This window comes from Amycolatopsis oliviviridis, from assembly GCF_014654365.1.
Classification (GTDB): Bacteria; Actinomycetota; Actinomycetes; order Mycobacteriales; family Pseudonocardiaceae; genus Amycolatopsis; species Amycolatopsis oliviviridis.
The window spans coordinates 534165-547002 of sequence record NZ_BNAY01000002.1; the positions used below are offsets into that span (position 1 = coordinate 534165).

A 12838-nucleotide genomic window follows, 5' to 3' on the forward strand; every position below is an offset into this window, starting at 1 on the left:
CCCTCTAAAGCGTGTCTGACGCCGCCGCACGCAGAGTCCCGCCGCCGTTGGCGACCGAGACCACGTTCAGCTCCAGCAGATCGTCGAAGGCCGCGTCGGCGGCGAGTTCGCGCACCTGCACCTGATAGCGCGGTGTCGTGCGGTAGGTCCCGCCCTGTTCCCCGCTGACCTGGACGAGAAAGCCTTGGTCGGCGAGGAAACGCAGCGCCCGCGCGACCATGCCGCGGGTGGTGTCCGACGCCAGCCTGCCGTCCTTGGTCGCCGCCGCGGCCGGACGCCGGGCGTAGGCGCGCCAGGCCTGTTCGAGTTCGGGCGCGTCGGCCAGCGGGTCGTTGTTCGCCTCGGCCTCCGCCGCGCGCTCGTCGAGGATCCGGCAGGCCTCGCGCACCATCGCGTCCACCTGCTCGACGCTGACGCGGCCGATGTAGGTGTCGTTGGCGAGGTCGTCCGGGCGCGGATAGCCGAGCGCGGCGGTGGCGAGGTGCACGAGCCCGTGCAGGACCTTCTCGGTCTCACGGCGTTCGCGGATCTTGCTCTGCCGCGCGTAGCTGTCCATCTTGATCTCGAACACGGACTCGTCGGTGGCCGCCAGCACGGCACCGGCCTGGAGGTTGACCTCCAGCACCATCAGCCCGAGCCCGGCCGCGACCGCGTGTGTGAGCTGCTTGAACGCCCTGTCCTCGCCGTAGCGCCGGACGAGGTCGCCGTAGACGACGTCCCGCGACGGCAGCTGCTTGGGGCGCATGCCGAACGAGACGAGCCGGGCCGCGGATTCGACGTCCCCTGTAGAAATCCCCGTCGTCACGCGACCTCCTCCTCTTCCTGATCCTCACGATCGACCCGGGCCGACGAAAGCAGCAGATCCGCTCCGCCGAACTCGGGGTCTTCGAGCAGCGTGCCGTCGTCGACGGCCAGCAGCACCTGGTGCTCCCCCAGCCGAAGCGCCGCGCCGACCTCGGGACTGTAGGCGTGCACCGCCCGCAACGCGACCAGGGCGGGCAGCCCGGGATCGATCCGCCGGGCCTCTTCGAGCAGCCCGGACAGCCGTCGCGGCACCTCCGGCAGGTCAAGCAGGTCGTCGGCGAGGCGCCACTGCTCGTCTCCGAACTTGTCGGTGACCTCGGCGGGCATCAGCTCGGGTTCGGGGATCTCGCCGACGAGCTGGTCGCGTTCCGGCGCCGGCCGCAGCAGCAGCGACACCAGCGAGGACAGCGACGGCACCGTCGGCGGGGAGATCCCGGCCCCGGCGTGGAAGAACGACTCGGCGGGCGCGACGGCTTCGGCGATCGGCAGGCCCAGCGTCGGCATCAGGAGCTGGCCGAACAGGTCGATCGTCGCGCGCTGCGGCGGCCCGGAGAACTGCTGGCGGTCCTGTTCGGCGCGGAACACCGCACCGGCGTCGGCCAGCCTCGACTGGAGCCGCGTGTGGCGGCGGATGCAGTCGCTGACGATGTCGACCAGTTCGGCGGCCCGGCGTTTGCGGTCGAGGTCCTCGGTCTCGTCCCTCGACGCGGTGATGTTCTTGAGGATCGCGTTCTCGGCGCGGAAGCGGGACTCGATATGCGACAGCGCCTGGTCCAGCAGGTCCGGGACCTCGCGCTCCCAGTCGACGGCGCGCACGTCACGCCGGGTGGCGTCGAGTTTGGCGCGCAGGGTCTCGCCGTACTGGACGGTCCGGTAGCGGGCCTGTTCGGCGGCGAGCTTGGCGTCGGCGAGGCGACCGCGGTTGATCAGGTTCTCCAGTTTGACCTCGGCCGCGATCTGCGCGGACTCGACGTCGGTGTCCAGCGCGCCGACGAGCACGTTGATCGCCTCGTCGGTGGCGCGCAGGTAGACCTCGCCGTTGGGCGCGGCCAGCTCGACCAGCAGCTTGAAGTCGAACTGACGGCGCTGGTAGCCGCCGCCGGGACCGATGGAGCCGTAGACGCGGCGGAACCCGCGATCGGTGGTGCCCACGTTGATCAGGTTGTCCAGCACCCACCGGGCGACCTTGGCGTGCTCGTCCGGCGTCCGGCCCGGTGCCTGGAGCGCGACGAACGGCAGCAGCCGCACGATCACCTGTTCGTGGTCGGCGCCGGTGTCGAAGTCCATCGACACGGTGACCTGGTCGATCGTGTGCAGGGCGATCTCGGCCATCTGGTAGATCGTCGCGTCCGCCCAGTCCAGCTTCGCCTTGCGCGCGTCGAGGTCGTGCAAGGGCGCGGTGCAGGCCAGCGCCTTGAGGCGGCGGGTCAGCCCCTCGTCGGCCAGCCCCATCCCGGTCAGCTCGTCGTCTCGCACAGCAGGCCAGGCTAGTCGCCGCCCCCTGCGCCCCGCACGGGTGACCGGGGTGCCCGGCACCCGGGGCGGCGGTAGCGTCTGTTTCATGCGTGAAATGAGCCGGGACGAATGGTGGGCCTTCGCGAGCGAGGGGACGCGGACGGGCATGCTCGGCCTGGTCCGTGCCAACGGTGCGGCGATCGTCACGCCGGTGTGGTTCCTGCTGAACGAGGGGCCCGACGGGGACGAGCTGATCTTCACCACCGGCACCGACACGCTCAAGGGGAAGGCGCTGCGGCGTGACCCGCGGCTTTCACTGGCCGTCGACGACCAGAAGCCGCCGTACTCCTATGTGCAGTTCACCGCCGAAGCCGTGTTGCACCACGACTACGACGAGATGCTCGAATGGGCGACCAGGCTCGGTGGCCGGTACATGGGCGAGGACAAGGCCGAGGCCTACGGCAAGCGCAACGCCGTCCCCGAGGAGTCCTTGGTGCGGGCGAAAATCGTGAAGGTGATCGCGCGGGCGGACATCGCCGGCTGACCCCTCCTTCCTCCCTTCGCGTTTAGTCCTCTGGATGCGGTCCTTGCACACGCAAGGACCGCATCCAGAGGACTAAACGCGTTCAAAAGGCGTCGCAATCCCGCTGACCGCGACAGCTCGCGTGACCCTCCGTGTTGATGTTGGTCGACTATTGACACGAAGCACCCGCTGGTGTGTGATCTGAACCATAGATAGGAAAGTTTCCTAACTAAAACGATCCTCCGCCGGGTCTCGTCCCGGTCCGCCGTTGCACCTCCCGACCCCACTTCACGCATGGAGGCTCCAGTGGCACCCCGACCACCGTGGCGCGCGCTGCTCACGTGTGCCGCCGCGACGGCGACGACCCTCGCCGTCCTGCCGGCCCTTCCCGCCGGCGCGGCACCGACCGACTACGAATCCGAAGCCGCGACGATCTCCCAAGGCGCCGTCGAAAAGAACCACGCGGGCTATTCCGGCGCCGGGTTCGTGAACTTCGACAACGTCGTCGGCAGCTATGTCGAGTACACGGTGAACGCCGCGCAGGCCGGAACCCAGACGCTGACTTTCCGCTACGCCAACGGAACCACGGTCGACAGGCCGGTCTCGCTGAGCGTCGGCGGCACTTCCGCCGGGACGCTGTCCTTCCCCGGCACCGGCGCGTGGACCACCTGGAAGACCGTCACCAAGGACGTCACGCTGGCCGCCGGGGCCAACAAGATCCGCACCACCGCGACGACCGCGGAAGGCGGCCCCAACGCGGACAAGCTCACCGCGAGCGGAGTGTCCGACGCCGAAGCGCCGACCCCGCCCAAGAACCTGGCCGCCAAGGACATCAAGGCCCGGAGCGCCACCTTCACCTGGGAGGCCGCGACCGACAACGTCGGCGTGGTCCGCTACGACGTCATGCGCGGCGGCAACGTCCTCAAGAGCGTCGACGGGAGCACGCTCACCGCGACCGTCGACAACCTGCAGCCGAACACGGCCTACGACATCTCGGTCGGCGCCTTCGACGCGGCCGGGAACCCATCGCAGCAAAGCAATGTCGTGCAGTTCACCACGCCGTCCAGCGGGGACAACACCCCGCCGACCGTGCCGGGGAACCTGCGCTCGACGGCGGTGACCGCGAACAGCGTCTCGTTGGCGTGGAACGCTTCCACGGACGACAGCGGCACCGTCGCCGGTTACGACGTCTACCAGGGCGCCACGAAGGTCGCGACGACACCGTCCCTCGACGCCACGGTCACCGGGCTGACGGCGAACACCTCGTACACGTTCACGGTGAAGGCACGGGACCTCGACGGCAACGTCTCCGCCGCGAGCACCGCGCTGACCACCAAGACGAGCGGGAACGCCGGCGGCGGGATCCCGGAGTACGACAAGGACATCACGAAGGTCGACCTCGCCTGGTCGGTCGACTTCCTGCCGGACGGCAGCGCGCTGGCGACCGAACGGGACCGGTTCGAGATCCTGCGGATCACGCCGTCGGGTGAGAAGACCGCGGTCGGCAAGGTGCCCGGCGCGGTCGGCACCAACGGCGAGGGCGGCCTGCTCGGCATCGCGATCTCGCCGAACTACGCCACCGATCACGCGATCTACCTGTACCACACGGCTTCCGGCGACAACCGGATCGTGAAGATGACCTACGACAACAGAAAGCTGTCGTCGACCTCGACCCCGGTGCTCACCGGCATCGCGAAGAACCGTTACCACAACGGGGGAAGACTTCGCTTCGGCCCGGACGGCAAGCTGTACGCCACCGTCGGCGACGGGCAGAACAAGGACACCGCGCAGAACAAGGGCTCGCTCAACGGGAAGATCCTGCGGGTCAACCCCGACGGCTCGGCGCCGGCCGACAACCCGTTCTTCTCCACCGGCGGCAACGCCCGCTACGTCTGGAGCTTCGGGCACCGCAACCCGCAGGGCCTCGCGTGGGACTCCCGCGGCCAGTTGTGGTCCTCGGAGTTCGGCGACGGCAAGCTGGACGAGCTCAACCTGATCCAGAAGGGCGGCAACTTCGGCTGGCCCCAGTGCGAAGGCACCGACGGCAGCTGCGGTGGCACGGTCGCGCCGAAGAAGACCTGGTCGACCAGCTCCGGCGGGCCGAGCGGGATCGAGATCGTCAACGACTGGATCTACGTCGCGGCCGTCACCAGCGAGCAGCTCTTCGCCACCCAGATCAACGCGTCGGGCACCGGCGTCGGTTCGGTGCAGTCGCTGTTCTCCGGCCGCTGGGGCAGGCTCCGCTCGGTCACCAAGACCCCGGACGGCGGCCTGTGGGTCACCTCGACCAACGCGGACAAGAACGGCGGCACGCCGAGCGGGATCGACAACGTGGTGGTGCGGTTGAGGTTCCCCGGTGGCGGGCAGCAGCCGGGAGCGTTCAAACTGGCCAGTTCCGCGTTCGCCGACAACGCGTCGATCCCGGACAAGTACACCTGCGCCAGTGACGGCACCGCGGGCCAGGACACCTCCCCGCCGCTGGCGTGGGGTGCCGGGACCACCGCCGCCAAGGGATACGCGATCGTCTTCGCCGACGTGGCCAACAGCGGCAACAAACTGCACTGGGCGATCTGGGACATCCCGGCGTCCGCGGCGTCGCTGCCCGAAGGACTGGGCTCCGGCTACACCGTCCCGAACCAGAACGGCGCCAAGCAGAAGGCCATGGGCAGCGGGGCGAACACGCAGAAGTACTTCGGCCCCTGCCCCGGCGGTTCCACCCATCCCTACACGTTCACGCTCTACGCGCTGAACACGGCCACGGTGCCGGGGCTGTCCTCGTCCTCGACGATGGCGCAGATCGAGACGGCGATCAAGAACGCCTCGACGGCCAACGTCAAACTGCGCGGCAACTCCAAAGCCGCGTCCTGAGTCACGGCCGGGGTGTCCGGAGCGGCGCCGGGCACCCCGACCGTATCCAGTGTGAACTGGAGGAACGCCACCCCGTCCGGGTTTTCCCGGCGGGGTGGCGTTTTCACGCGAACCGCCTAGGCTTCAGCCGGTGAAGGACTGGACGTTCTGCCCGCGCTGCGGGGACCGGACGAGACTCGACGGCGCCGGCGAGGACACCCACGTCCTCTGCCCCGCCTGCGGCTTCACCAAATACGACAACCCGCTGCCGACCACGGTCGGTCTCATCCTCGACGGCGACCGGATCCTGTTGCTGCGCCGGGCACACGAGCCCCGCAAGGGCGCTTGGGACACCGTCGGCGGTTTCCTCTCCGGCGCCGAAACCGCCGAGGAGAACCTCGTCCGCGAAGGACTCGAAGAGACCGGCTGCGTACTCCGGAACCTCCGGTTCGCCGGATCGTATCCGTCGGTCTACGGCGACACCGGCCTCAAGACGATCGGGCTCGCCTTCACCTGCGAACTCCCGCCGGACGCGGAAATCGTGCTGTCGGAAGAGAACTCCGAGTACGCCTGGTTCCCGCTGACCGACCGCCCGCCGCTCGCCTTCTCCGACTGCGAGGCCGCGGTGTCCGACTTGGCCGCGCTCACCAGCCGAACAGGTTCCGCATGATCCGCGAGCAGCGTTCGGTCATCGCCGCGGCGTCCTGATCGGGCTGGTCGATCCACCAGCTGATCAGGGAATCGACCACCCCGGTCCACACCTGGGCGATCGCCTCGATGTCGCGTTCGTCTTCCAGCCCCCGCGAGTGCATCAGCTGGGCGGCGCCGACCAGCGCGAACCCGTCGAGCCGGTAGCGGTAGTCGACCGCGACACCGGCGATCTCACCGGTCGAGGGCACCGTCGGGTCGCGGAGCAGCTTCCACGCGTAGCGGTCGTTGTCGAACGTCTCGAAAATGGCCGAGAGCACCGCGAGCGGCATCCGCTCGGGCGGCTCGCCCTCTTCCGCCATCGTTTCGGCGACCCCTTCGGTCAGCCTGTCCCCCGCGCGGTGCAGGCACGCGAGGTACAGCCCGTCCTTCGAGCCGAAGTACTGGTACAGCAAGGGTTTCGTGACACCGACCCGGCGGGCGATCTCCACCATCGACGCCCCGGCGTACCCGTTCTTGCCGAACTCCTCCGTCCCGGCGCGCACGATCTGGGTCTCCCGCTCCTCGCGGGGCACCCCCTTCGTGCCGACGGCCCTTGCTTCTGTCACGGCGGTTATCTTACCCTGAGGTAAATGACCCTAGGGTAAGTTACCTGAAGGTCAGATACCGGGGGTCGAGACAGGGAGTGGTGCCGTGGCGGATTTTCTTGCCCATCTGAGTGACCCGGTGCTGATGGCGACGCCGGTGTTCCTGCTGTTCGTCGCGATCGAGATCCTCGCGCTGCACGTGCTGGGCCACGACGACAACGTCATCGGCTACAGCGTCAAGGACACCCGGACCAGCATGTCCATGGGCGCGGTGGCGGTGGTGATCAACGGTGTCTTCCGCATCGCCATGCTGTTCGTGTTCGCCGCGCTGTACGAACTGGCGCCGGTGAAGTTCAGTCCGCACGACTGGTGGACCTGGGTCCTGATGCTGCTGGGGCAGGAGATCGTCTTCTACGCCTACCACCGGGCGAGCCACCGCGTCCGGATCATGTGGGCGGGCCACCAGGTGCACCATTCGAGCGAGCACTACAACTTCTCGACGGCGCTGCGGCAGAAGTGGACCCCGTACTTCCAGCTGCCGTTCTGGTCGATCCTCGCCTTCGCCGGCATCCCGCCGTGGATGATCCTCACCGGCCTGTCGATCGATCTCGTCTACCAGTTCTTCGTGCACACCGAGAAGATCCGGAAGCTGCCGCGCTGGTTCGAGTACGTGTTCAACACGCCTTCACACCATCGTGTGCACCACGGCAGCGACAAGGAGTACCTGGACGCGAACTACGGCGGCATCCTGATCATCTGGGACCGGATGTTCGGCAGCTTCGTGCCCGAGGGCAAACGGCCGACCTACGGGCTGACCAAGAACGTCGACTCCTACAACCTGCTCAAGGTCGGCTTCCACGAATACGGCTCGATCCTGCGCGACGTCCGCGCGGCCGGGTCGTGGCGGGACAAGCTCGGGTACGTGTTCGGGCCGCCGGGCTGGCAGCCCGCGAAGGAGCTGAGCCTAAGCGGTCCTCCGCAACAAGGATGAGTTCACCGGCCGGATCTCCGGCGGGAGGCTCTCCAGCGGCGGCCGCTGCGTGAGGGCGACGTCGGTCAGCACGAGCTCCCGTTCAACGGCCTCCCCCGCGCCACGCCGGAACTGGGCGAGCGCCGTCGACGGAGGCACCGCCGAGATCACCCGCCCGCCGCGTTCCAGCCGGTCCATCAGCGTCAGCATGATCTGCGCGGCCATCCGCCCCAGAGCCTGGGTGCCCTGGTGGCGATGGGTCCGGTGACCGAGGTCGACCTGCGCGAGCGCGTCGAGACCGTGCAGTTCGAGCAGGTCGATCAGGTGGCCGACCTCGACGCCGTAGTGGGTGACGAACGGGATGCCTTCGAGCACTTCACGCCGCCCGGCGTATTCACCGGCGAGCGGCTGGACGAAACCGGCGAGCTCCGGCCAGTACATGTTGAGCAGCGGACGGGCGACGAGTTCGGTGACCCGGCCGCCGCCGTCGGGTTCGACGCCCGCCGCCCCGGCGAGCGGACGGTGGTAGAAGCCCTTGACGTAGGCGATCGCCGGGTCGGTCAGCAGCGGTCCGAGCAGTCCGGTCACGTAGTCCGCGGTGAAGTCGCGGAGATCGCGGTGGCGTCGGTGGAATGGCTGTCCACCACCAGGATCTCGTCCACCAGGGGAAAACACTCGACGAGTTCGCGCCGGATGGTGCCGACGATCGCGCCGACGGTCTCCTCCTCGTCGCGGGCCGGGATCACCACGGAGACCCGGGTACCGCGTTTGGCCGCGACCAGCTCCGCCGCCCACCAGTCGTCCGCCCGGCTGCTGCGCCGGGTGAGCCACGTGCCGACCTCCGCCGATACCCGCATGGCTTCCCCTTCCGTCGAAGATCACCTCACCGGTGAGCTTCGACGGCGGCTGTTTCCATCCGTCGTCACCGCGGAAACCGCCGCGTTACGCCTGCCGGGCGCAGGTTAACGACCGGGCCGGGTCACCGCGGCCGAGAGGACCTCGCCGGTCCGGCGCTTGGCGAGGTAGAACGCCGCCTCGTGCGGTTTCGCCCCGTTGTCGACGGTGTATCCGCTGTCCAGGACGCCGTCGGCGCCGGGGAACAGCGGGCCGAGGTCCGGTTCGGCGGCGACGACATCGTCCCGGTCGGCCAGGTTCACCCAGCGCGCGACACCGGGCGGGACGGACGGCGGCTGCGGGCGGGTCCGCTCGTAGACCACCGTCCGCAGGCCCAGCGGCGACCCCAGGGTGAGCAGCAACGGCAGCGGGCGGCCGTGCAGATGCGCGGCTTCGTAGGCGACGACGGAGCCGAGCGAATGCCCGATGATCGCCTCGGTCTCCGGGCCGACGTGCTCGGCGACGCGGTCCTGCACCTGTTTCCGGATCGTCTCGTCGGTGAGGTACAGCGTCACCTGCTTGAGTGCCTTGACCACCACGCGTTCGGCGAACGCCACCCCGAGCCTCGCGAACGGCCGCAGCCGCACCAGCGCGTTCAGCACCGGACGGGCGGCCGCGCGCACGCCTTGGTACTCGTCGGAAGACCCGCCGAGACGGTCCAGGTCGGTCCGCGCCCGGTCCCGATCGCTCTCGCGGGACGACCGGGAGGCCGCGTTCCGGAGCCACTCCCCCGCCAGCGCCTCGGCGAGCTCCCATTCGTCCGCGGTGAGTTCGTCCGCGCCGCCCTGCTGGCCGTCACGGAGGAAAAGGTCGCCGTAGAAGGCCATCCGCGCGTCGCCGGGGCGGGAGTCGCGCCACAGGGCGTCGGCCAGCGCGGGATCGCCGGCGAGCCGGACCCCGCCCGCCAGGCTCGGCAGCCATTCCGCCTCGAGGGTGTCCGCGGACTTCTGTTCCTGGGCGATGCCGTGCACGAGGACGATCCGGGCCATGGCGCACAGTATCGCCGAAGTGCTTGCCGGTGCACCGCCGATGAGACAAAGTGATCTCCGTGGGAGAGCGGAGGTCGTTGGTCGTCGCGTCGCAATGCGATTCGCTGAACCTTCTTTCGTTCCTCCCCGACGTCGGCCGCGACGTTTCGGCCGCCCTGCTGGATCCCGGCATCGGCGGCTGCGTCCCCGCGCTCGCGGACGGGCGCGGCCTGCTCGTCGACCCGACGATGGTCGAACTCGACGACGCGCTGGTGGAGGCGTTCGAACGCGCTTCCGAAGACGAGGCGACGCTTTTCCTGTCGCTCGTCGGGCACGGCGAATACGCCGACGACGACTTCTACTTCCTCACGAAGGAAACCAGCCTGCCGGTGGACAGCCGGAAATCGTTCCTGTTCGCCCAGCGGATCAAGGAACTGCTCGGTCGGTACTCGACGCTCGACGGTCTGGTCGTCCTGCTCGACACCTGCCACGCGGGGATCGGCGCGCTTCAGGCGGGGCGGCGCTGGCTGCGGATCGTCGGCGAGGCGGGCAGGCGGTTCGACCTGCTCACCGCGTCCGACGACCGTGTCGCCGCGAACGGCTGCTTCAGCCGCTCGCTGGTCACCGTGCTGCGTTCGGGGCACACGAGTTTCGGCGAGCACGTCCGCTGCGCGGATCTCAAACGGGTCATCACCGGTCTGTGCCCGGCGCAGACCGCCGTCCACCTCGGCTTCGACGGCACCCGAGAGATCATCGGAGTCGATCAGGGCCTGTGGCTCGCGCTCAACTCCTCCCCCGCCTGGCGTCGTTCGCCGCTGGCAGGCAACCCCGCGGCTCCGGACATCGAACGGCTGACAGCGAACTACCGGCAGCGGCCGGAACTCGGGGAGACCGTCGGGCACCTGCTCACCGGGGCCCGCCTGGTCGCGATCTCCGGGGAGGCGGGCACCGGGAAATCGACGACCCTGGCCGCGCTCGCCCGCCCCACGGTGGCCGGATCCTATGTGCCGCCGGACTTCCTGCACGCCGTACTGTTCGCCACCCGCGGGCAGACCGCGGAACAGCTCGCCCGGGAACTGGCCCGCCAGCTGCGGCACACGCTCCCTTGGTTCGCCGAGTCCGGCGAGGCGTTCCTGAACACCCTCGACGACAGCGCACGGAACGGCGCAAGCGCTTTCGATCTGGCGATCCTCGGTCCATTGCGGACGATCACTCCACAGTGGACGGAAAGCCCCGTACGGATCGCGATGGACGGGCTCGACGGCCTGGACCCCGACGTCGCCTCGCGGCTGATCGGTTTCCTGCACAGCCTGTCCGCCGATCCGGGCCTGTCGTGGGTGAAGACGGTGGTGGCGACGCGGACCCCTCGGAACCTGCCGTCCGCGACCGTGGTGCGCCTGACTCCGACGCCAGGTTTCCCTGGACAGGACCCGCCGGTCGTCGCCGACCCACGGCCGACACACGGGGGCGCGGAGCCCCTGCCCCGTCCGGTCGGGGACGAGGACCCCTGGACGAACCTGCCCGGAACCCAGCCCGGCTACGACACCGGTGCGGTGACGTCGCCGACGATCACACCCGCCACGCTGATCCTCGATGCCCCGGGACAGACCGTCGTCAATCACGAACTGTCCTTCGGGATCACCACCCTCGGCCGCAGCCGCAATGCCGATCTCCGCCTCGCCGACACGCGCGTCTCCCGGATGCACTGCAAAATCCGATGGGACGGCGAGAGCGCTTGGCTGACCGACCTCGGCTCGGCCAACGGCACCGTCGTCAACGGGGAGCGGGTGACGGAAGCCGTACTGACACACCGCGACGTGATCCGGCTCGGCGATTCGACGGTCACCTTCATCAGCGTGAGCCAAGAGGAGACCTGGCCGGAAGCCGACGAAGACACCGGCTCGATCGCGTGGCCCCGCCCGGCACGCGCGATCCTGCTGGACCTGCTTCACCTGGCGGCCCCGCGCGGCCCGATCCCGATCTCAATCCTGACCAAGGCGAGCGCCGCGAGCGGTGGCCCGGTCCGGACGGTGCGCGTCCGGGACGAGCTGGCGGTCCTGGGCGACGCCGTCCGCCGGACGCAAGCGGGACTGCCTGCCGAAACCGTCTTGTGGACCGATCCGCATCCCGACGTGCTCCCGCCCCTGCACGCCCGGCTGGCGGCGGCGATGGCGGAGATCGAACCGGCGTCCGGCGACGAGGAGCCGACTCCGGAACAGGCGTACGCGGCCACCAACGAAGCCGAGTTCCTGTGGCTCGCGGGCCTGCACGAGGACGCGCTCGCCGCCGTGGAACGACGCGCGTCCGGGATTCCGGTGGAGAACCGGGAGAACTGGGCGATGTGGGCGCGGCGGGCGGAGCGGGAACTCGGGGCGGCACACCGGATCACGCTGCGCTGCAAGGCCCGGCACGCGACATGGACAGGCAAAGCGGGCGACCGGGCCAGGGCGCTCGCGCTGTTCGAGATCCTGTCGCCGATCGCCGTCAACGCCTTGGGCGTGGGCGACGAGGACGTGCTGAGCATTCGCAACAACATCGGTCACCTGCTCGGCGAGCTGGGCCGCCCGGAGGACTCCCTGACCGCTTTCGAGGCTCTGGTCCGGGACGCGACCGGCGCGATGGGGCCAAGCCATCGGGAGACCCTGCACGCCCGGCATCTCCTCGCGGTCGCGACCGGCAAGACCGGTGACGGCGCGGCATCCCTGCGGTTGAGCCGGGAACTGTTGCCGCGGGCGAAGAACGCGTTGGGCGACGACGTGATCGTCATGCACATCCGGCACAACATCGCCTTCTGGAGCGCCTTGATCGAGGGTGCTCATCCGGCGGTGCGAGAGTACGAACAGCTGTTGGCCGAAGCCACGGAACGGCTGGGCGACAAGCATCCCGACGTCCTCGATCTCCGATTCGGGCAGGCACTGGTTCGCGCCGAAGCCGGTCAGATCACCGAAGCGCTCTCGGAGTGGGCGTTGCTTCTGGAAGACTCCGTCGAGGTCCGGGGCGAACGGCATCCGGAGACGGAGAAGGTTCGGGAACAGCTGGCGCTCTGGCGTCCCCGGGAAGCCTGACTCACGCATTTAGTCCTCTCGATGCGGTCCTTGCGCGTGCAGCGACCGCATTCAGAGGACTAAATGCGGGGAGTGGG

At 69.2% G+C, this 12838-nt stretch carries 9 protein-coding genes and 1 pseudogene; 5 read left to right on the forward strand and 5 right to left on the reverse strand.

What is annotated here, in order from left to right:
• Positions 1–4: 4 nt before the first annotated feature.
• Together IE302_RS09600 and IE302_RS09605 are read right to left on the reverse strand one after the other, a co-directional pair.
• The gene (locus tag IE302_RS09600; RefSeq protein ID WP_046199931.1) at positions 5–745 is read right to left on the reverse strand and encodes a hypothetical protein; all 741 of its coding nucleotides are present in this window, start codon (positions 743–745) and stop codon (positions 5–7) included.
• A gap of 56 nt (positions 746–801) precedes the next feature.
• Positions 802–2256: a hypothetical protein gene (locus tag IE302_RS09605; RefSeq protein WP_191254734.1), complete on the reverse strand. Its 1455-nt coding sequence runs from the start codon at positions 2254–2256 to the stop codon at positions 802–804.
• Between the two features lie 109 nt (positions 2257–2365).
• Between IE302_RS09605 and IE302_RS09610 the strand changes: the two genes are divergently transcribed.
• The 3 genes from IE302_RS09610 (at position 2366) to IE302_RS09620 (ending at position 6299) form a co-directional block, all read left to right on the forward strand.
• A complete protein-coding gene (locus IE302_RS09610; RefSeq protein WP_191253940.1) occupies positions 2366–2803 on the forward strand; it encodes a PPOX class F420-dependent oxidoreductase in 438 nt (145 codons plus the stop codon).
• A gap of 285 nt (positions 2804–3088) precedes the next feature.
• Positions 3089–5650 carry a PQQ-dependent sugar dehydrogenase gene (locus tag IE302_RS09615; RefSeq protein WP_191253942.1) on the forward strand — a complete coding sequence of 854 codons (2562 nt, stop codon included), beginning with the start codon at positions 3089–3091 and terminating at the stop codon, positions 5648–5650.
• A gap of 130 nt (positions 5651–5780) precedes the next feature.
• The gene (locus tag IE302_RS09620; protein WP_191253943.1) at positions 5781–6299 is read left to right on the forward strand and encodes an NUDIX hydrolase; all 519 of its coding nucleotides are present in this window, start codon (positions 5781–5783) and stop codon (positions 6297–6299) included.
• On the opposite strand, the gene IE302_RS09625 is transcribed toward IE302_RS09620, so the two are convergent.
• Positions 6274–6885: a TetR/AcrR family transcriptional regulator gene (locus tag IE302_RS09625; RefSeq protein WP_229907690.1), complete on the reverse strand. Its 612-nt coding sequence runs from the start codon at positions 6883–6885 to the stop codon at positions 6274–6276. The two genes, IE302_RS09620 and IE302_RS09625, sit on opposite strands and share 26 nt — an antisense overlap.
• An 85-nt stretch (positions 6886–6970) precedes the next feature.
• Between IE302_RS09625 and IE302_RS09630 the strand changes: the two genes are divergently transcribed.
• Positions 6971–7855, forward strand: coding sequence for a sterol desaturase family protein (locus tag IE302_RS09630; protein WP_191253945.1), 885 nt, complete (start codon positions 6971–6973; stop codon positions 7853–7855).
• Here the strand turns inward: IE302_RS09630 and IE302_RS09635 are convergent.
• Together IE302_RS09635 and IE302_RS09640 are read right to left on the reverse strand one after the other, a co-directional pair.
• Positions 7829–8691: pseudogene (locus tag IE302_RS09635) on the reverse strand (glucosyl-3-phosphoglycerate synthase). The gene IE302_RS09630 and the pseudogene IE302_RS09635 sit on opposite strands and share 27 nt — an antisense overlap.
• Before the next feature lie 105 nt (positions 8692–8796).
• Positions 8797–9717 carry a hypothetical protein gene (locus tag IE302_RS09640; protein ID WP_191253947.1) on the reverse strand — a complete coding sequence of 307 codons (921 nt, stop codon included), beginning with the start codon at positions 9715–9717 and terminating at the stop codon, positions 8797–8799.
• A 59-nt stretch (positions 9718–9776) separates the two neighbouring features.
• Between IE302_RS09640 and IE302_RS09645 the strand changes: the two genes are divergently transcribed.
• Positions 9777–12761, forward strand: a complete 2985-nt coding sequence (locus IE302_RS09645) for an FHA domain-containing protein (protein ID WP_229907691.1) — start codon at positions 9777–9779, stop codon at positions 12759–12761.
• Positions 12762–12838 lie beyond the last annotated feature (77 nt).